Source organism: Streptomyces sp. NPDC002994 (assembly GCF_040611155.1).
Taxonomy (GTDB): domain Bacteria; phylum Actinomycetota; class Actinomycetes; order Streptomycetales; family Streptomycetaceae; genus Streptomyces.
Genome location: NZ_JBEXNQ010000014.1, coordinates 120830 through 136746, shown reverse-complemented (window position 1 = coordinate 136746; position 15917 = coordinate 120830). Strand labels below are relative to the sequence as shown.

The 15917-nt window shown below is 69.0% G+C and carries 32 protein-coding genes; 29 read left to right on the top strand and 3 right to left on the bottom strand.

What is annotated here, in order from left to right; translation table 11 throughout:
• Positions 1-7 precede the first annotated feature (7 nt).
• From ABZX79_RS20500 to ABZX79_RS20435, 14 genes are all read left to right on the top strand, one after another.
• The gene (locus tag ABZX79_RS20500) at positions 8-409 is read left to right on the top strand and encodes a hypothetical protein (protein WP_355259318.1); all 402 of its coding nucleotides are present in this window, start codon (positions 8-10) and stop codon (positions 407-409) included.
• Positions 406-705, top strand: coding sequence for a hypothetical protein (locus tag ABZX79_RS20495; protein ID WP_355259315.1), 300 nt, complete (start codon positions 406-408; stop codon positions 703-705). Before ABZX79_RS20500 ends, ABZX79_RS20495 begins: the two co-directional genes overlap by 4 nt.
• A 26-nt stretch (positions 706-731) precedes the next feature.
• Positions 732-1019 (top strand): hypothetical protein, encoded by a 288-nt coding sequence (locus ABZX79_RS20490; protein WP_355259312.1) that lies wholly within the window; start codon positions 732-734, stop codon positions 1017-1019.
• Positions 1020-1064: 45 nt separating this feature from the next.
• Positions 1065-1292, top strand: a complete 228-nt coding sequence (locus ABZX79_RS20485; protein ID WP_355259309.1) for a hypothetical protein — start codon at positions 1065-1067, stop codon at positions 1290-1292.
• Positions 1289-1483, top strand: coding sequence for a hypothetical protein (locus tag ABZX79_RS20480; RefSeq protein ID WP_355259306.1), 195 nt, complete (start codon positions 1289-1291; stop codon positions 1481-1483). The genes ABZX79_RS20485 and ABZX79_RS20480 overlap by 4 nt, the downstream gene beginning before the upstream one ends.
• On the top strand, positions 1480-1665 hold the full coding sequence (locus tag ABZX79_RS20475) for a hypothetical protein (RefSeq protein ID WP_355259303.1): 186 nt from the start codon (positions 1480-1482) through the stop codon (positions 1663-1665). Before ABZX79_RS20480 ends, ABZX79_RS20475 begins: the two co-directional genes overlap by 4 nt.
• A complete protein-coding gene (locus ABZX79_RS20470; protein ID WP_355259300.1) occupies positions 1665-2015 on the top strand; it encodes a helix-turn-helix transcriptional regulator in 351 nt (116 codons plus the stop codon). The genes ABZX79_RS20475 and ABZX79_RS20470 overlap by 1 nt, the downstream gene beginning before the upstream one ends.
• 166 nt (positions 2016-2181) lie before the next feature.
• Positions 2182-2676, top strand: a complete 495-nt coding sequence (locus ABZX79_RS20465; protein WP_355259297.1) for a hypothetical protein — start codon at positions 2182-2184, stop codon at positions 2674-2676.
• Positions 2669-3220, top strand: coding sequence for a hypothetical protein (locus ABZX79_RS20460; RefSeq protein ID WP_355259294.1), 552 nt, complete (start codon positions 2669-2671; stop codon positions 3218-3220). Before ABZX79_RS20465 ends, ABZX79_RS20460 begins: the two co-directional genes overlap by 8 nt.
• Positions 3217-3432, top strand: coding sequence for a hypothetical protein (locus tag ABZX79_RS20455; protein ID WP_355259291.1), 216 nt, complete (start codon positions 3217-3219; stop codon positions 3430-3432). The genes ABZX79_RS20460 and ABZX79_RS20455 overlap by 4 nt, the downstream gene beginning before the upstream one ends.
• Positions 3429-3623 (top strand): hypothetical protein, encoded by a 195-nt coding sequence (locus ABZX79_RS20450; RefSeq protein ID WP_355259288.1) that lies wholly within the window; start codon positions 3429-3431, stop codon positions 3621-3623. The genes ABZX79_RS20455 and ABZX79_RS20450 overlap by 4 nt, the downstream gene beginning before the upstream one ends.
• Before the next feature lie 61 nt (positions 3624-3684).
• The gene (locus ABZX79_RS20445; protein ID WP_355259285.1) at positions 3685-4299 is read left to right on the top strand and encodes a hypothetical protein; all 615 of its coding nucleotides are present in this window, start codon (positions 3685-3687) and stop codon (positions 4297-4299) included.
• Positions 4300-4456: 157 nt separating this feature from the next.
• Entirely contained in the window at positions 4457-4900 is a 444-nt protein-coding gene (locus ABZX79_RS20440; RefSeq protein ID WP_355259282.1) for a hypothetical protein, read from the top strand.
• Between the two features lie 15 nt (positions 4901-4915).
• Positions 4916-5131 (top strand): hypothetical protein, encoded by a 216-nt coding sequence (locus ABZX79_RS20435; RefSeq protein ID WP_355259279.1) that lies wholly within the window; start codon positions 4916-4918, stop codon positions 5129-5131.
• 49 nt (positions 5132-5180) lie between these two features.
• On the opposite strand, the gene ABZX79_RS20430 is transcribed toward ABZX79_RS20435, so the two are convergent.
• Positions 5181-5648 (bottom strand): hypothetical protein, encoded by a 468-nt coding sequence (locus ABZX79_RS20430; RefSeq protein ID WP_355259276.1) that lies wholly within the window; start codon positions 5646-5648, stop codon positions 5181-5183.
• A 759-nt stretch (positions 5649-6407) separates the two neighbouring features.
• On the opposite strand from ABZX79_RS20430, the gene ABZX79_RS20425 reads away from it, so the two are divergent.
• From ABZX79_RS20425 to ABZX79_RS20370, 12 genes are all read left to right on the top strand, one after another.
• Entirely contained in the window at positions 6408-7163 is a 756-nt protein-coding gene (locus tag ABZX79_RS20425) for a GntR family transcriptional regulator (protein WP_355259273.1), read from the top strand.
• Between the two features lie 145 nt (positions 7164-7308).
• Positions 7309-7536 (top strand): hypothetical protein, encoded by a 228-nt coding sequence (locus ABZX79_RS20420; RefSeq protein WP_355259270.1) that lies wholly within the window; start codon positions 7309-7311, stop codon positions 7534-7536.
• Positions 7536-7784 carry a hypothetical protein gene (locus ABZX79_RS20415; RefSeq protein WP_355259267.1) on the top strand — a complete coding sequence of 83 codons (249 nt, stop codon included), beginning with the start codon at positions 7536-7538 and terminating at the stop codon, positions 7782-7784. The genes ABZX79_RS20420 and ABZX79_RS20415 overlap by 1 nt, the downstream gene beginning before the upstream one ends.
• A 94-nt stretch (positions 7785-7878) precedes the next feature.
• Entirely contained in the window at positions 7879-8118 is a 240-nt protein-coding gene (locus ABZX79_RS20410) for a hypothetical protein (RefSeq protein ID WP_355259264.1), read from the top strand.
• Entirely contained in the window at positions 8118-8267 is a 150-nt protein-coding gene (locus ABZX79_RS20405; RefSeq protein ID WP_355259261.1) for a hypothetical protein, read from the top strand. The genes ABZX79_RS20410 and ABZX79_RS20405 overlap by 1 nt, the downstream gene beginning before the upstream one ends.
• Before the next feature lie 41 nt (positions 8268-8308).
• Positions 8309-8491 carry a hypothetical protein gene (locus ABZX79_RS20400; protein WP_355259258.1) on the top strand — a complete coding sequence of 61 codons (183 nt, stop codon included), beginning with the start codon at positions 8309-8311 and terminating at the stop codon, positions 8489-8491.
• Between the two features lie 256 nt (positions 8492-8747).
• A complete protein-coding gene (locus ABZX79_RS20395; protein WP_355259255.1) occupies positions 8748-8921 on the top strand; it encodes a hypothetical protein in 174 nt (57 codons plus the stop codon).
• A gap of 88 nt (positions 8922-9009) precedes the next feature.
• Positions 9010-9204 (top strand): hypothetical protein, encoded by a 195-nt coding sequence (locus ABZX79_RS20390; RefSeq protein WP_355259252.1) that lies wholly within the window; start codon positions 9010-9012, stop codon positions 9202-9204.
• 32 nt (positions 9205-9236) lie between these two features.
• Entirely contained in the window at positions 9237-10502 is a 1266-nt protein-coding gene (locus ABZX79_RS20385; protein ID WP_355259249.1) for a hypothetical protein, read from the top strand.
• A complete protein-coding gene (locus ABZX79_RS20380; protein WP_355259246.1) occupies positions 10499-12700 on the top strand; it encodes an FtsK/SpoIIIE domain-containing protein in 2202 nt (733 codons plus the stop codon). The genes ABZX79_RS20385 and ABZX79_RS20380 overlap by 4 nt, the downstream gene beginning before the upstream one ends.
• A gap of 211 nt (positions 12701-12911) precedes the next feature.
• A complete protein-coding gene (locus tag ABZX79_RS20375; protein WP_355259243.1) occupies positions 12912-13382 on the top strand; it encodes a hypothetical protein in 471 nt (156 codons plus the stop codon).
• Between the two features lie 24 nt (positions 13383-13406).
• Positions 13407-13712 (top strand): hypothetical protein, encoded by a 306-nt coding sequence (locus tag ABZX79_RS20370; protein ID WP_355259240.1) that lies wholly within the window; start codon positions 13407-13409, stop codon positions 13710-13712.
• A gap of 70 nt (positions 13713-13782) precedes the next feature.
• Here the strand turns inward: ABZX79_RS20370 and ABZX79_RS20365 are convergent, their stop codons facing one another.
• Complete coding sequence (locus tag ABZX79_RS20365) at positions 13783-13959, bottom strand: hypothetical protein (protein WP_355259237.1); 177 nt, start codon at positions 13957-13959, stop codon at positions 13783-13785.
• Positions 13960-14056: 97 nt separating this feature from the next.
• Positions 14057-14248, bottom strand: coding sequence for a hypothetical protein (locus ABZX79_RS20360; protein ID WP_355259234.1), 192 nt, complete (start codon positions 14246-14248; stop codon positions 14057-14059).
• A 106-nt stretch (positions 14249-14354) separates the two neighbouring features.
• Here ABZX79_RS20360 and ABZX79_RS20355 point away from each other — a divergent pair, with 106 nt between their 5' ends.
• From ABZX79_RS20355 to ABZX79_RS20345, 3 genes are all read left to right on the top strand, one after another.
• Positions 14355-14738, top strand: coding sequence for a hypothetical protein (locus ABZX79_RS20355; RefSeq protein WP_355259231.1), 384 nt, complete (start codon positions 14355-14357; stop codon positions 14736-14738).
• 266 nt (positions 14739-15004) lie between these two features.
• Positions 15005-15679 (top strand): ParB/RepB/Spo0J family partition protein, encoded by a 675-nt coding sequence (locus ABZX79_RS20350; protein WP_355259228.1) that lies wholly within the window; start codon positions 15005-15007, stop codon positions 15677-15679.
• Entirely contained in the window at positions 15679-15870 is a 192-nt protein-coding gene (locus ABZX79_RS20345; protein ID WP_355259225.1) for a hypothetical protein, read from the top strand. The genes ABZX79_RS20350 and ABZX79_RS20345 overlap by 1 nt, the downstream gene beginning before the upstream one ends.
• Positions 15871-15917: the final 47 nt, after the last annotated feature.

The window sequence follows — 15917 nt, the reverse complement described above, 5'->3', positions numbered from 1 at the left end:
GAACCACATGTCGTACCCGCAGCTGCTCACCCCGGAAGAGAAGCTCGCTGACGGCAAGGCCCGTCTCGGAATCCCGCCGATCGTCGTGATCTGCGGGAGCACCCGGTTCATGGCTGAGATGACCGAGGCGGACGTGGAGCTGACGGCGAGCGGCTACATCGTCGTCAAGCCCGGCTGCAACATGAAGCAGCCGCACGCGCTGTGGGCCGATCCGGCTGATGCCGAGCGAATCAAGCTCGCCCTGGACGACTTGCACCGGGCGAAGATCCGGCTGGCTGACGACGTGCTCGTCGTCGGCCCGTACATCGGAGACTCCACCCGCGCCGAGATCGCCTACGCCCGGTCGCTGGGCAAGCCGGTCCGATTCACCCACCCCGAGGTCGACCCCGCCGCCGAGGCGCAGCAGTGACCGCCGTCGACCTGCCGCTGCCGGTGGTGGTGACCCGGCACCAGTGCCCGTACTGCCGGATCACCCGCAGCAAGCGGTCCGCCGCCGTCGCGCACATGGCCCGCTGCTGGAACAACCCCGCCAACCGGACGTGCCGCAGCTGCGTCCACTTCGAGCCGGCCGTCTCCTACGGCGACTGCGAACCCGGCCGACGGTGCAGCTGCGGCGACGAACCCGCCAACTGCGGCGTCGAGGTGGAGCTGCCCGACTACGACCAGATGCCCGTCACTGACTGCCAGCAGTGGGAGACCCGATGATCCCCAACCTCCCGGAAGGAGAACACATGAGCAAGCACACCGATCCGCTCGAAGTCGCTTACGCCGCCCCGTCCGCCGTGGTCGCCCCCACCAGTCCACGCGCCGAACTCCTCGCCGCCGCCGAGGTTCTGCGGTCCCAGCAGGGCTGGCTGTCCGGGCAACTCGCCCTGTGGCTGGCCGACACGGCGACGGTGCACGGCCCGGACGACGACGGCCGCACCTGCTTCAGGGACGGCGACTCGTGGCCGTGCTTCGACGTCCAGGCCGCCCAGAAAGTCGCCTTTGCCGTCGGCTACGAGCCCCCCGCTCCGTGACACCAGGCGAGCCCCCCCGCCCCATCACATCCCCGAAGGAGAACCATGATGTTCATCCGCGTGACGTACACGTACTCGGCCGGATCCACGGTGAACGGCGTCGCGAGTTGCGTCCGCCTGGACAAGCCGAACAACGTGCTCGACGGGATCGAGAAGGCCCGGCGTAAGAATCAGTTGATCCGGATCGTCGACCGCGAGCAGGGCACCGCCCACGCCTTCCCCGCCAGTCGCCTGATCTCCGTGGCGGTCGAGCCCGCCAAGGACGCGTCGTGACCGCCCGCCCGCCGTCCCCGCGCCGTGCCCCGGTCGACGAGTGGTCGACGAAGGCCCTGGCGTTCTATGCCCGCCGGGGCCAGGGCGGCCAGGACGTGCTCCACCGGGCGCTGCTGATGCTCCTCGGCGCCGACGGCCACCTCGACACCCAGGGGCGGATCGTCAGCGACACCGGACGGAGGGTCACGTGAGCGCCCACCAGCCGCCGCTGTGGCTTGACGACTGGGCGACCGAACCGTGCGGTGACGCGGACCCGGGCGAGCGGCGGCAGGCGATAACCGGCGACTACGGCCGCAGCCCCAGCCGCGGACGCCGGTGGGCCGACTGGGCGCGCGGAGCCGAGACGGTGGACGTGGTCGGGGGGTGGCTGTGATGGCACCGCCGGGCAGGCCGCAGCTCAGCGACCGGCAGATGCAGATCCTCCGCCTCCGGGCCGAGGGCTACACCGGGCCGGAGATCGCAGCCCGGCTGGTGATCGCGCTCGGCACCCTCGACTACCACGAGCGGGTCATCCGGCATCAGCTCAGAGCCAGGAACCCGGCGCACGCCGTGCACCTCGCCCACAACGCGGGCCTGTTGCGGCGCGACCGGCACGGCAACCACGCCGGGTTCGCCGCGCACGTCCGCGCCAAGGAGGAGCCGTGCGACCGCTGCTTGGCCGCCGAGCGGGCGTACCAGGCCGATCGGCGGGCAGTGCGCCGGGCCGCGAAGAGGGCGGCGTGAGCGCATCTGTGCGGCTGCGAGTAGTCACAGGAGGGCTGAGGCGGCCCAGAACGGGGCCTAGGAGCGCCTCGCAGCGTTCCGGCGGACTCCGCCGCCCACGCACCCGCACGCGGCAGCGAGGCGCACAAGCCAAGCCCGCGACCGTAATTGGTGGAAAGGAACCGAAATGACCGACCAACTCCCGCGCCGCTTCACCCTCGTCCGCAACATCGACGAAACCGGCGTCTCCGGCACCGGCGTCATCGTCGAAGGCCTGGAGTTCACCGACGGAACCGTCGCCCTCCGATGGCTCACTGGCACCACCTCCACCGCCATCTACGCCTCGATGCGCGACGTCGAAACCATCCACGGCCACGGCGGCAAGACCCGCATCGTCTGGATCGACGACCAGCTCGCCGCCGGTCTGAAGTCCCTGCTCGAAGGCAAGAACGCCGAACTCAAACGCCACCACCTCGACGCCCGCATCGGCAACCTCCAGGGCTCCCGCGTCCAAGCCGTCCGCGAAGTCCTCGCCCAATGGGCCCCCGAGGCTGGCACCCCGCTCGCCGCCCTCTGGCAGCAAGTGCGGGACGCAACCGAGCTGTACACCGCCCAGATCGAAGCCATCAACACCGAAGCCGCCCGCGACATCCCCGGCATCACCGGAGGCACCGATGCCTGACCAGCCTGCGCCTGTCCGCAAGAGCGAGCTTCCCTGCATGCCGCCCCCGGAGTGGGAGTTCTTCCGCATCGGCGACCCGGGAGAGCTGCCCATCCCCGGAGACAACCCGCGCATGAACGGCCACATCTGGGCCATCGTGCGGCGCCGTGTCACCTACGGCGACTGGGAGCCCGTCCGCCCCGACCACTGGGCTGAGGAGGAGCCCGTCCGCCCCGTCGTCGGTCTCGCCCGAGGCGGACGGTACGACGAGCAGCAACTCAAGGTCGCATGGGACGACGCCAGTGCAGGGCCGACCGCCCCGGGTGGGCTGCGCGACCAGTACGCGGCGGCGATCTACGAGCGCAACAACCCGACCCGCCGATGGGCTGACGCGCACCCCGATGACCTGCTCGCTTACGCAGGCGACGCCGACGCCGTGCTCGCCGTCCGCGACCAGGAACTGACCCACTTCCGCGCCCTGCTCGCCGAGGCCGTCGAGTGGATCCACGAAGGCGAACTCCGTGAGCGCATCTGCGACGCCCTCGACCCGCAGGAGACGCCGTGATCGCCGCCCTGGTCGGCCGCGCCGCCACCGCCCTGACCCGTCTCGCCCACCGCCTCGGCACCCACCGCTACCTCTCCACCGGCTGTTTGCACGGAGGCGACGGTCACGGCTACTGCCAAGGCGACACAGGAAAGCTGGGCGCCAAGAAACCCCAATCTTGTAAATGGTGCGACGCCAAATGCCGTTGCGCTTGCCACCAGGAGCGCCCGTGACCCCGAAGCGCTTCACCGCGCGGCTTGCCGCCATGGCCCTGGCAACCGCCTTCATTGCCGCCATCTCCATCGGCGCCTACTACGACGTCGGCGGATGGGCCGGCGTCGCAGCCGTCTGGGGCACCGTCGCTGTCCTCTTCGGCACGGTCCGGGCCCTCATCTGGGCCCTCGACAACTGGAACGCCCGGTGACGACACCCCGCCCCACCGCCTGAGCCCGCCCCGCACCCGCACCGCCTGCAAGGAGTACGCCGTGAACGCTCCCGCCCCGCTGTCCTGGCCCTGCCCCCTGTGTGACCGCCCTTGCAACGGCCCCGTGCACGAGGGATGCCAGGCGAAGGTCGACGAGAACCTGACCGCCCTGCCCGCCCTGTACGTCCAGCTCGCCGACGCCCTGTACCCCGGCCGGCGAGGCGGCGACGGACGCACCGGCACCCGAACCGCACCCCTGCCGTGCAACGAGGAGGCGCTGGATTTGCGCTCCCGCGGGGGTATCGCTGGGGTGCTGTCCGGCTGGACTTTGGACCTGTACGAGCGTGAGGGATGGCAGAGCTTCCCGGTGTTCGGGTCGGTCGAGACGGCCGTCACCGAGTACGCGAAGATCCTGCGCATCAACCTCCCGTGGATCATCGACCAGCATCCGGCCGCCCGGGAATTCGCCGACGAGGTGCGGCTCATAGCCGGGCAGGCCCGGCGGCTCGTCACCGGGGAAACCCCGCCCCGCCGCGTCACCGTCTCCTGCCCCTGCGGCGGCACCATGCGCGTCACCCTCGACACTCCTGGCGCCCGCTGCCCCGGCTGCTCGACGCAGTACGGGCACACCGAGGTGCTGCAACTGCCGGCGGCGGAACGGCGGACCGCGGCATGACTGGGTGCGAGCTTTCAGAGAGGCAGCAGTGGGTTCGATTCCCCACCCGGGCACAGGGACGCAAGGATGGCTCCTCACATGCAAGCGCAAGGGGAGGGGAAGTATGGCCGGAAGATGGAGGCACAGAGCCAGCGCCGCGGGGATCGCCGCTCTGCTCATGTCCGCCACGGCATGCGGGCAGGACGACGGCGCCCCGCAGATCTGGACCGAACCGCCCCGGACCCACAGCGATACGCTGCCACGCTCCTGGGTCGGCGGCGCGTCCGACGAAGTCGTCCTCATCCAGATCACGCAGGACGGCACGAAGATCACCGGCACCCTCAATGGCACCGAACTGGAGGGCAACGGACGACTGGACGTCGACCAGGGCGCGTTCACCGGCACCACTCAAAACGGAGCAATCACGCTTCTCTTCGAGACGGGCTTGGGCACGCAACGGTCGATCTCGGGGACCGTGACCAGCACCGAGATGGTCCTCAACCACGCGACCAAATCCGGAGGCATGGAGACGTACACCCTGCGCCCCGGAACGATCGACGAGTACAACGCCCGGGTCGCTGACCTCGGAAACCCGAACAGCAACTCCGCACTCAACAGCTAGCGGCGAGGAGCCGTCATGGGCGACACCCCGACCGGCTCCAGCTGGCGCGGTCTAATCTTCCTGTCCATCCCGGTTCTGTGGCTGGTGGCCGTCGTGCTCCTCGCCGCCTTCGACGCCTGGCCCACCCGAACGCCCTCCACCCCCAGCCCCACACCAAGCGCGAGCAGCTGGGAGTGCGCCATCGACCCTGCGACCCGCGAAACCGCCGACTGCTGGCAGCCCACTCCATAACGACGAAGCCCCCACCTGCAACGGAAGGTGGGGGCATTCGTGCGTCCGGCTACTGGGCCAGCCTCGCCCGGTACTCAGCACGCGCCCGGATCAGCTCGGCGTGCGCCTCCCGCATGCTGTCCAGCCGCTCCGCCAGGGTGTTGATGACCGTCTCCAGGCCGTCCGGGTCCAGGCCCTCAATCCAGCAGTCGTCAATCATCTCGATGGAGACGTGCGGCAGCCGGTACGCCAGCGTCTTCGAGAACGGCAGCACGTTCGTCGTGATGCTCAGCACCCGAAACTCCTCCGGCGCCCCGTTCTCGTTGATCGGCAGCGTCACGTTCTTCCGGAACGACTGGCACCAGATGTCATCCGGGTCCGTCGGCGTCGCCGCCTCGTGGTCATGGTTCAGCTGGCAGCCCCGCAGACACGTCACCGACATCAGCTCACCGGTGGTGCGGTCGGTGAACGACCACGTTCGGGGGGCATCCGTGACCGAAGTCGCAGAGACGGGGGTGGAGGTGTCGAGTAAGCTCATGGCGATTCCTTCTTTCACTGGGATGGATCACTGATCAGCGAGCTAGTGACTCGCTGGTTGAACAGGCCGGACGGGTGATGACCGTCCGGCCGTTCGCGTTTCCAGGGGCTGACGCTAGGCCAAATCCCGCCCCCTTACATGCGGTGGGAGGTAGATCCAGACCCCACCCCAACCGGCCACCCACCTGCGAGAACCGTGGAATTGACCAGAGCGGTAGGATTCGTCGCGCTCCCCCAATCTCGCGCGGCCAAGCACAGGCCATGGGTGAAAGCGGCCGGAATGAACCGGTGCTGCTAGCCGGCCGATGCTGCTGACAGGAACCTACAGCCGTCTCGGGCGCTGCCGTTCCGGCCACAGATACCGCGTGTCTGGTTCGGCAAGGTGCGACCTTCCTCGGCGTCCCGCCTGTCCCCAACTTGGCGCACTGTGCAGTGCGTTTCCCGCAGGCCGGCTAGCTGGAGCAGTGCAGTTGCGGCACCGTCGGAGGCGGAGCCTTACCGCGTGAATGGTCGCTCTTCGTTGGCGCTGGAGGTTGGCCGGAAGTACGCCATGAACTGCGCCCTTGATCGACGGAGGCATGAGTCTCCCTTGAAATCGATGATGCTTCGCAGCGCACCGTGATGCACCGACTACGAAACCGTAGCTCTCTAGAGCAATTCATGGAAGTCGCTCACCGAAACTGGCAGCGGCCAGACTCTCGGCCTGCTCACTACAGCGGGTAGCGTTGCTCTAGATGGATTCGTCATCAGAGGAGGTCACGTGCCACGCAAGCCCGGCGAACCGCTGAAGTACAAGGAGATCGCCGACGACCTGCGTGGGCGCATCCGTGCAGGAGAGTTCCCCGCCGGCCAAAAGCTGCCTCCCGAGAGGGAGCTCGCCAAGGTCTACGCCATCGCTCAGGGGACCATGCGCCAGGCCCTCACCGTCCTGCGCAACGAAGGCATCGTTACCTCCCGAGTGGGGTCCGGCTGGACCGTCGTGGAGTGGCGACCGATCGTCCGCAACGGTCTCGGGCGTCTGAAGTCCGACCAGTGGGGTGCGGGCAAGTCCATCTGGGATGTGGACGTCGAGGACCGCGACCTCGCACCCGAGGACATCACCATCCAGCACCTGCCAGCCGATGCGTCAGTCGCTACCGCCCTCGGACTCGACGAGGGCGACCTCGTGTGGCGCAGGGATCGCCGCTACCGACTCGACGGCGTACTGGTGCTGCGCTCCACGGAGCACTTCCCCGACGACCTTGCCCGCGGTACGCGCATCACGCAGACCGACACCGGCCCTGGCGGCGTGTACAAGCGCCTCGAGGAAGCGGGCCATAAGCCCGTCGGCTTCCAGGAAGACCTCCACTTCCGTAAGGCGTCGCCCGCAGAGGCGCAGGATCTCAGCCTCGCCGTTGGCGCGCCGGTGGTGGAGCTCGTGCGCTATGCCCGTGATGCATCCAGCCGTGTCGTGGCCGTCAATCGAATGATTCTGGACGCTTCTCGCTACATCTTCAGGTACGAGTTCTCGGCCTGACCTGCGCGAACTGGGCCCCCGTCGACATCGGCGGGGGCTTTTCGCTGTCCGGAAGTCGACACGATTGATGCAGAGCGATTGATTGCATCAATGCAATCTGCTCCAATGTGGGAGTCAGCCCAGTCGATCCACATGGGAGCACTCAATGACGCCCACCCCCGCCGCTCCCGTGAGCGGCTTCCTCACCACCGGACAGGCCGCCGCCCGCATCGGCGCCACCTCCAACTACGTCCGCGAACTGATCCACTCCGGCGTTCTGGACGCCATCGACATCGGCATCGGCGACCGGCCCCGCTTCCGGGTCTCCGCCGAGTCCGTCGCCCGCTTCCTCTGCGACCGCGTCGTCACTCCGTCCGGAAAGGCGGTCGCCTGATGTCCACGACCACGCACCCGGCCTCCATGTCGCCGGCTGACGCTGCCGCCCACGCCGCTGCGTCCCACGTTCGTCCCGTGCCGGTCGACTCCGACCCTGCCGCCGACGAGGCCCTGCGCCGAGTGCGCGCCTCCCGCATCTTCTCGACCCCCACGACCGTCGAGACCTGCCAGGCCGACTACGCGGCCAGCGCCGACGTCCGCCGCAAGCTCGACGCCACCGCGCGCCGCCAGCACAGCGCCGCGTAACCCCCAGACCGCCGCGGGCGCGGGGTCCATCCCACGCCCAACCCCGCCCCGCGGCCTCCACCCCATCCGCTTGACCACTTGAGAGGACACCCCCATGTCGCTCCACCTGATCACCGCCGACCTTGACGCCTACGACGCCGAGCAGCAGGCGGCCCGGCAGCGCGACGAGGACACGGCCCCCGCCGTCCTCGCCGAGCGCGACCGCCTCACGACCCGGTACGAGATCGCCCTCGACAGCGGCGACGACCTCGACCTGCGCCGCGCCGAGGCCCTCATCGCCGCCCACGACCACGTCCACGGCGGCCAGCTCCTCACCGAACTCGCCGCCGCCTGATGGCTGACCGCTGCGAACAGTGCGAGGAGCACGCCCGACTGCACGCCGGCAACTGGCTCGGACTCGGCTCCCAGGACGAGCCGTGCGGGCCGTGCGAAGACCACGCCAAGAACGGGTGCCCCGACCGGCGCAAGACCAGCTGGTGGTGACCCGCACCCCATCCCGATCCGACCACCCGAAGGAGCCCGCCATGGGCCTGTTCAGCCGCACGCCGGAGCCGAAGGGCTACCAGCCCACCGACGCCGAAGTCCAGGACGCCGCGACCAAGCTCAACGCCGGCAGCCACCACGCCGCCTGGGACCTGACCCTCCACTCCGGCGACTACTCGCAGGAGACCGCCATGCGGATCCTCGGCGCCTCGATCGAGGACTGATCGCCGTGAAGACCGTCTTGGACGAGCACTTCCACTGCCCCGACTGCGACCCACAGCTTCAGCGGGGCGTCACACGGGCCATCTGCGGCCAAGTGATCCCGGCGCCGATCGTCGGCAACGGGCCCACCCGTAAATGCCCGCCTTGCAAGTCCGCCCTCCGCAGCCACAAGGCCAGCCACAAGACCCGACGCCGCTGACCGGCTGTCCGCGATCCCCGCCCCGCCCTCACCCCGTATCCAACTGAAGGAGAATCCCCATGCCCAAGTGGACCCTCACCGCGACCAGCCGCACAGGCAAGAAGGTCAACCAGATCACTGGCGGACCGAGCGACAGCGTCGCCGTACACGACGAGGCCGACCTGAAGCGCCGCCTCAAGGCTGCCGAAGACGACCCGCGCGACCTCGACGTCAAGGTCCGCCGCATCAGCTGACCGGCTGCCCGATCCGCCCGTCTCACACGGGCGGTGAGGAGAACCGGCGCAGACCACCACCCACGACCGCCCGAAGGGCCGACCACCCATGAAGAAGCTGTTCTGGATCCTCGCCGCCGTTGCCCTGCTTCTGATCTTCCCGGGCCTCGGCAGTGCGATCGCTGCCGCTCTCACCCCCGTCATCGCCTGGGCCGTATCCCAGCCCGTACTCCTCGGCTTCGGCCTCGGTGCCGCGGCCGTGCCCCACATGCGCCGCACCCAGCCCACCGCCAAGAGCGCCTGACCACCCCGACACCCGGAAGGGAACCGATCATCGTGAGCACCGCCATCGACAAGATCAACGGGCACGCCGTTGCCGAGCCGCGGTTCGACCCGGTCGCGCTCGCCGAGGCGGACGCGATCCGGGCCCGCACCGAAGCCGAGACCGAAGCCCGACTCACCGTCGCCCGCGCCGAAGCCAAGGCCATCGAGATCAAAGCCGCCGAGGACGCCGAGAAGCAGCGCATCGTCAACGAGCGGGCCGCGCTCCGTCACGAGCGAGAGAAGGCCGAACAGCTTGCGAAGATCGCCGAAGCGAACCGGAAGCGTGAGGAAGCCGAGAGGCTCGCGGCCGAAGCTGAAGCTGAGGACAATGCCAAGCATCAGGCTGTGGCAGACCTTGAGCAGGCCGAAGAAGCCGCGGCCAGCCGCTGGCGCAACGCCGCCATCGGGTTCGCCATCGCCTGTGGAATCGTTGCCCTCCCCGTTCAGATCAGCGCCTTCTGGGACCCGAGCGCCTGGTGGCTCACCGCCACACCGCTCTTCCTCGAAGGCGGCGCCTGGGTCGTCCTCGCCGGTGCTGCTGCCGCTGTGGCCGCCCGCCGCCCGCACTGGCACTTCCGGCTCATCGCCTGGGCGCTCGCGTTCGTCGCCGCTGGGGTCAACCTGTGGCACGGGCTCAACGCCTTCGACACCGCGACCGCCTGCGCGACCGCCTTCGCGTCGCTCGCCGGCCCCGGAGTCTGGGACCTCCACGAGCACGGCCGCATCCGCAAGCGCGACGGTGCCCTGTCCTGGCGGCGGCTCCGCAAGCAGCAGAAGGCGGAGAAGGCGGCTGCCGCCGAGAAGGCGGCTGCGGAGAAGCGCGCCGCCGCCGAGCGCGAGGCGGCGGACAAGGCCGCGGCCGAGCAGGCGCAGCAGCTGGCCGCCGACCGGGCCAAGTACTTCCCGAAGGTGTGGGAGCACGCCGTGAAGCTCGCTGCTGCGCTCGGCGAGACGACTGTCACCGACGCCGTATGGAAGCGCGCGCACAACGACATCGAGGGCACCGACCCGAGCGAGTCCGTCGGCATCATCCGTGGCCGGAACGTGGCCGCCCGCCGCGTCGCAGCAGCTCGCTCAGAAGCGCCCGGCAGCACGCCCCGCAAGGTCACGAACGTGCAGCGTGCATCACAAATGCCCCCCACGCAGAAAACCCGCCGTTACACCCCGCCCACGCGGCGCGGCGTGCGCACCAAGGGCGACACCGCGCCCTACGTGAAGCCCGCTCGCACGCAGGCCGCCATCACCGCCCGCAGCGCCGCCGCCGAGGAGCAGAAGTGAGCATCGAGACGACCCCCAGCAGCGCGCCCGACCCGGAGTGGGAGCAGTTCGTGAACGGCTACCTCGGCGGGCCTCGCCAGGCGCCCGACGCAGCACCGGTCAATCAGCCCGACCACATGGGCGACACGCCCCTCGTCCCCAAGTGGACCCGCACCGGCGACGGCTGGAAGAACCGCGGAGCAGCCGCCCGACTGAACTCCACCCGCACAGCACGCCGCTGGGCGCGCCGGCAGGCGACCGAGCACGGGGCCACCGCCCGGATCATCCGCGGCCTGCGCCGCACCGCCACATGGGTGCAGGGCGTCGAAGGCACACAAGTTGCCGTCGCCAAGCACGAGGCGGCCCGCGCTCACCACGACTACAAGGCCGCCAAGTGGGCCTACGGCAAACGGCTGATCCCCGGAAAGGAGAAGGACAAGCGCCGGGCCGACATGGCCAAGGCTTCCGCCGCATCCGTCTCGGCGATGGCCGGCTACAAGAAGGCGCGGATCGACGCCCGGGTGAAGCGCACGATCCGCGGCGCCGCAGCCCTCGCCCCGGTCGCTGCCGTTGAGGGTGCCGGTTTCTACCTGATCGGCGGCCCCGGCGGTCTGCTCGCCACCGGTTCGGCGCTGCTCGCGCTCGCGCTCGTCGGGCGCCGCACCGACGCGGGCGAGCTGTACAACGATCGCGACGCGAAGATCGGTGACGGCGACCGCATGACAGACGAGATGATCGACCGGGCGTTCCGCGACGCCGGCATCATCCGCGCCGAACAGGCCGTCGTCTTCCGCTCCCCGGTCATCCAGGACGGGCGTGCCTGGCTTGTCCACGTCGAGGTGACCGGCGCCGTCACCGTCGCAGAGGTGCAAAAGAAGGCCGACGCCCTCGCCTCCGCACTGGGCATTCCGCGCCACCAGATGGACATCCGCAAGGAGGGCCGCGAGGACCAGTTCAGCTTCTGGGTGTCCATGACCGACCCGTTCGGCCGCACCGTCGCCAACCCGCTGATCGGCACCACCGACAAAGTCAACGCCTGGCGCGACGGCCTGCCGCTCGGTTTCGACAAGCGAGGCTCCATCGTCCTGGCCACCATCTCCGACTACAGCCTCCTCGTCGGAGGCACCACCCGCTCCGGCAAGGGCATGGCCATCGCCAACATCCTCGTCGGCGCCATGCTCGACCCCCGTATCCGGGTCCGTCTGTTCGACGGGAAGGGCACCGGCGAGTACGTCGGCATCGCCACATCCCTCGACACGTTCGTCCGCCGCAACCCCGAACGGCTACTGCAGTTCCTCAAGGTGCTCGCCGCTGAGCTGGAGCGGCGCACCGAGATCCTCGTCGACCTCGGGGTGTCCAAGGCGACGGAGGAGCTCCTGGAGCAGCTGGGCGGGATCGAGCTGGTCATCGTCGACGAGCTCGCCACCTACACCGTCAAGGGCGGCCTCAACGGCCAATACGCCGAAGAGATTGTTGAACTCCTCGCCCAGATCGCCGCAGTGGGGGCCGCGGTCGGCATCGTCCTGGTGCTGGCCACCCAGTCCCCGAAGGTCGACGTCGTGCCGTCCCGGCTGCGTGGCAACTGTTCCGGCAGGTGGTCCATGCGAGTGGAGTCCGCGACCGCCTCGAACACGATCCTCGGCGACGGCGCTGCGGGCGACGGCTACGACGCCAGCAAGATCGAGAACAGTAAGTCGACTCGGGGACGCGGCTGGCTGACCACTCCCGACACCGGGTTCATCGAAGCCCGCTCCCTCTTCGTCGATGTCGAGAACGGCGACCTGCGCAAGGCGGCAACCGCCGGCCTGGCGCTGCGAAGCACAGTGGGACGCGTACCGGGCCGCTGCCCCGACCCGATCGAGGACCGGCTCAAGGCCGAGACCGGCGTATCGATGACCGCAGGCGGCCCAACGGGGAACGGGCGAGTCGAAACCGTTGACGAGGCGCCAACGGTCCTCGACCACTTGGTCAAGGCCGTCACAGCGACCGGTCGGCGCGAAGCGACCCGGGCCGAAGTGTTCGCCCACCTTGCCCTGGTGGATCCGCAGTACGAGCGCGGAGCCGACGAGAGCGACGCCCAATACGGGTCCCGCGTGGGGAAGCTGCTCGCCGCCGCGCTGGCCGCTGACGGCGTCGACCTCAAGGCCGTGAAGGTTGCCGCGGCCGACGGTAGGGAGTCCCGCGGCTACCGGCTCGACGACCTCCATGCCGTCCGATAGCTTGCATTGGCACCCTGCCCGGTGTCCTGGTTTGTACCTGTCTGCACCCTGCCTGTGCCGTCAAAACCCTGCCTGAGCCGGGCAGGGTCCCGGCTCGCCCAACACTCACCGGACACGGTCTAGGGCACTACCTGACCTGCGAAGACGCAAGCACCGGACAGGGTGCCGGGCACGGTTCAAGCCCTCAATCGATCACCAACTGGAGAATCCAATGCCCACCGAGATCAACCCCGCCATCGCCGCCATGACCGACGCAGAAGCCGAAGCGACAGCGCGTCAGATCATCACCGACTTCGCCACCTCGTACCGCGACCCCAGGCCCCTGCCGACCACCGGAACCGCCCCGCCCGTTCCTCAACCCGGTCGGCCCGCGATGAGCGAGAAGGCGACCAACGCCAGTGTCGTCATGCTGTCCGCGGGGGCGACATCCCTGCTCGTCAGTGGCGGCGCGAGCCTCGTCATGCTGACGTCCGGCTACGCCGACCCCGTCGTGATCGCCTCGATCTGTGCCGCGCCCGCCGCACTCGCCGTCCCGATCCTCGCCCTCAGCAGGCTCCTCAAAACCGCCGGACAGGCCGCGCCGCCCGAGCATCACCACCACTACAACGGGCCCGTACAGAACCACAACCAGACTGTCCACAACCACAACCGGCTGTTGGGCAAGAGCGCCACTAACCTCTAAAGAGCGATGAAGGGATGATGAGGCATGGCAATTAACGAACCCGCGCCGACCAACGACCGGGGCTTCCTCTTGTATGGCGGAGAGCCCATCCAGACGGACTACGGGCACACCATCCGAGTCACCGAATCCTCCTCCGCCGATGGCCCGCACGTCTGGCTGTTCGTTGACGAGAGCGAGGTGGTGCCTGGACCTCCGAACCCGCATCTCAACCTGGAACAAGCGATCCGGCTGCGCGAGGCCCTCGATCAGTTCATCGAAGGGGTACCCGATCGGTGGACGGACGGAGCGAAGATGCTGGCTGAGGCTAAGCGGCAAGCACTAGGCGAGTAGCCCCCAGCGCGCAAGGCGCCCCCTGGCCGAAGCAAGCGGCCAGGGGGCGTTGTCGTGCAGCGTAGGCGCTTCAGCGGTCCGCGCTCTCCGTGTCAGCCTGTAGGGCGGTGGCTCGCGCCACCCAGCCGGGCCCGATGCAGTCCGTCGGCCGCAGCGTCGGCACCGCACCCAGCAGCCGGCACAACTCCGCCAGCCGCTCAGCGCATTGCTCGCGGGATCCGGCGCGGATCATGTACGAAACCCCCATGCGGGCAGTCTGCCCGGCATGAGGGTCACGGTGAGGCGGAACGAGGGAGGAGTGCCCGATCAGGGGCGTGCGGCTGCTTCCCAGCGGTTGATGCCGCTCATGAACGCCACTCCTCAATTTTGGGGCGGGCGGGCTCCTTAGTGCCTGGGCGCCGCAGGTACCAGGCGACGAGTTCTTTGATGACGCCGCCTCTGTCGCTGTCCTGTGTTTTGGCGGCGGCGAGGAGGTCGCGCCAGTCGTCGTCGCTGATGCGGACTGAGCGGTGCTGGGTTTTCGGCTGGTCGGGCATGTGTTCAAGGTACCTGGGTGTACGTACAGATCGCCACCCCCAACACCTTGCGGTGTACGTACACCCCGCACTACGGTGTACGTACACCAAGAACGAGGGGGACCCGATGACTCGCAGGCTCCGCACCACCCGCCGCACCATCCGCGCCGCAGCAGCCGCGTCGAAGGCACTCGCCTACCGCACCCTCTCCGGCATCATCGCCGTCCACGTCGACGCAGGCCGGCTCATCCGCACCGGGGACTTCCTCGACCGCATCGGCGGCAGTGACCTCCCCGACGGACAGAAGAGCTGGTTCGGCCGGCACGTCGCCAAGGCCTACCGGGCGGCGAACGGCGCGGAGCCCCTGAAGGTGTGGGCGCAGCACCGCACCACCGGACGCTGGATTCACGTCAACGTCGTCGGCCCCATCGACCTCGCCCTCTACGAAGCCCTGCGTACTTACAAGGGCACTCGCCACCTCGCGCAGGTCTCGTACCAGGAGGTCGCCTAAACCAACTTCAACGCCGCCCGCCTCTCGCTCGCCACCAAGGAGAACGCCATGCCTCGCATGATCGGCCGTAACTGCCCCGATGGCCCCGGAGGCCGCGACTGCCACTGCTGCGGCCAGCCCCCCCGGCCGTGAGCGGAAGACCGCCCGCCGCAGCGCCAAGCGCTCCGAGCGGCAGAACTGGAAGCGCCAGGCCTGGAAGGGCGAGCAGCCGTAACCCGGAACCTCCGGCATCCGCCGCGCCACACCACCCTCTGAAGGAGCCCGCCATGATCCGCACCATCACCGTCCGCGAAGTCCTCAACATGACCTCCTTCGAAGACAACCCCAACGACGACTGGACGGTGCAGGGCTCCCTCACCACCAAGCGAACATCCCCCCATTACCAGGACCTCGTTGACAGCATCCGCCGCAACGGCTTCACCATCCCCATCCTCATCGAAACCCACCCCGAAGGCCCCGTCCTCGCCGACGGTCACCACCGCGTCACCGCCGCACACGAACTCGGCCTCGACACCGTGCCCTGGACCAGCGACCCCACCCTGGCCGCCCGTATCGAGACCATGCAGTGGACGCTGACCCCCGGCGTCATCAACGCCACAGCTATCGAGGCGTTCACGCGCGACGGCTCCGGTGGGCTCGCCATCGCCATCCACGACGCAACCGGCTGGCCCCTCATCGAGGTCGGCAGCTGCGACGGAATGCCCATGCACTTCATGGTCCGCCGCCCCGACGGCCTGCTCCTCGACATCAACGGCACCCACACGGACGCCGCCGTGGCCGACGAGTTTTGGTTCTACGCCGATGACGACGTGACTCTCACCGAAGCGCCCCGCGGAGCGGTCTGGTTCTCCTACTACGACGAATGCGGCGAGCCCGTCCCCCTGGACTTGGCGCGCACTTTCGTCGACGCCGTGCTCGACAGGGCCGGAGCCGCAAGGTGATGCCGGCATGGGAGCTCACCCCCGCCGAGGAAGCCGCACTCGACGACGCCTACTGGGGCGACCGATACGCCGACGACGACACCGACGACTGGCCGGAGCCACCCAGGTCCAACTGCGACTGCGGTACCTGCTGCAACGTCTGCGGTCACGAACCGAACTGCACCAGCAACCAGGCTCCTGTCGACGAGTAGCCCGACGGATACGCGCATTGCGCCCGCCCTCTGATCGCATGGGGCGG

Bases quoted from the DNA above. Each gene is read 5' to 3' on its own strand.
- ABZX79_RS20465 (WP_355259297.1), top strand. From the start codon at position 2,182: ATGACCGACCAACTCCCGCGCCGCTTCACCCTCGTCCGCAACATCGAC.
- ABZX79_RS20420 (WP_355259270.1), top strand. From the start codon at position 7,309: ATGACGCCCACCCCCGCCGCTCCCGTGAGCGGCTTCCTCACCACCGGA.
- ABZX79_RS20360 (WP_355259234.1), bottom strand. From the start codon at position 14,248: ATGCCCGACCAGCCGAAAACCCAGCACCGCTCAGTCCGCATCAGCGAC.
- ABZX79_RS20410 (WP_355259264.1), top strand. From the start codon at position 7,879: ATGTCGCTCCACCTGATCACCGCCGACCTTGACGCCTACGACGCCGAG.
- ABZX79_RS20400 (WP_355259258.1), top strand. From the start codon at position 8,309: ATGGGCCTGTTCAGCCGCACGCCGGAGCCGAAGGGCTACCAGCCCACC.
- ABZX79_RS20485 (WP_355259309.1), top strand. From the start codon at position 1,065: ATGATGTTCATCCGCGTGACGTACACGTACTCGGCCGGATCCACGGTG.
- ABZX79_RS20440 (WP_355259282.1), top strand. From the start codon at position 4,457: ATGTCCGCCACGGCATGCGGGCAGGACGACGGCGCCCCGCAGATCTGG.
- ABZX79_RS20350 (WP_355259228.1), top strand. From the start codon at position 15,005: ATGATCCGCACCATCACCGTCCGCGAAGTCCTCAACATGACCTCCTTC.
- ABZX79_RS20435 (WP_355259279.1), top strand. From the start codon at position 4,916: ATGGGCGACACCCCGACCGGCTCCAGCTGGCGCGGTCTAATCTTCCTG.
- ABZX79_RS20375 (WP_355259243.1), top strand. From the start codon at position 12,912: ATGCCCACCGAGATCAACCCCGCCATCGCCGCCATGACCGACGCAGAA.
- ABZX79_RS20490 (WP_355259312.1), top strand. From the start codon at position 732: ATGAGCAAGCACACCGATCCGCTCGAAGTCGCTTACGCCGCCCCGTCC.
- ABZX79_RS20355 (WP_355259231.1), top strand. From the start codon at position 14,355: ATGACTCGCAGGCTCCGCACCACCCGCCGCACCATCCGCGCCGCAGCA.
- ABZX79_RS20365 (WP_355259237.1), bottom strand. From the start codon at position 13,959: ATGGGGGTTTCGTACATGATCCGCGCCGGATCCCGCGAGCAATGCGCT.
- ABZX79_RS20470 (WP_355259300.1), top strand. From the start codon at position 1,665: ATGGCACCGCCGGGCAGGCCGCAGCTCAGCGACCGGCAGATGCAGATC.
- ABZX79_RS20500 (WP_355259318.1), top strand. From the start codon at position 8: ATGTCGTACCCGCAGCTGCTCACCCCGGAAGAGAAGCTCGCTGACGGC.
- ABZX79_RS20345 (WP_355259225.1), top strand. From the start codon at position 15,679: ATGCCGGCATGGGAGCTCACCCCCGCCGAGGAAGCCGCACTCGACGAC.
- ABZX79_RS20405 (WP_355259261.1), top strand. From the start codon at position 8,118: ATGGCTGACCGCTGCGAACAGTGCGAGGAGCACGCCCGACTGCACGCC.
- ABZX79_RS20460 (WP_355259294.1), top strand. From the start codon at position 2,669: ATGCCTGACCAGCCTGCGCCTGTCCGCAAGAGCGAGCTTCCCTGCATG.
- ABZX79_RS20370 (WP_355259240.1), top strand. From the start codon at position 13,407: ATGGCAATTAACGAACCCGCGCCGACCAACGACCGGGGCTTCCTCTTG.
- ABZX79_RS20390 (WP_355259252.1), top strand. From the start codon at position 9,010: ATGAAGAAGCTGTTCTGGATCCTCGCCGCCGTTGCCCTGCTTCTGATC.
- ABZX79_RS20415 (WP_355259267.1), top strand. From the start codon at position 7,536: ATGTCCACGACCACGCACCCGGCCTCCATGTCGCCGGCTGACGCTGCC.
- ABZX79_RS20430 (WP_355259276.1), bottom strand. From the start codon at position 5,648: ATGAGCTTACTCGACACCTCCACCCCCGTCTCTGCGACTTCGGTCACG.
- ABZX79_RS20395 (WP_355259255.1), top strand. From the start codon at position 8,748: ATGCCCAAGTGGACCCTCACCGCGACCAGCCGCACAGGCAAGAAGGTC.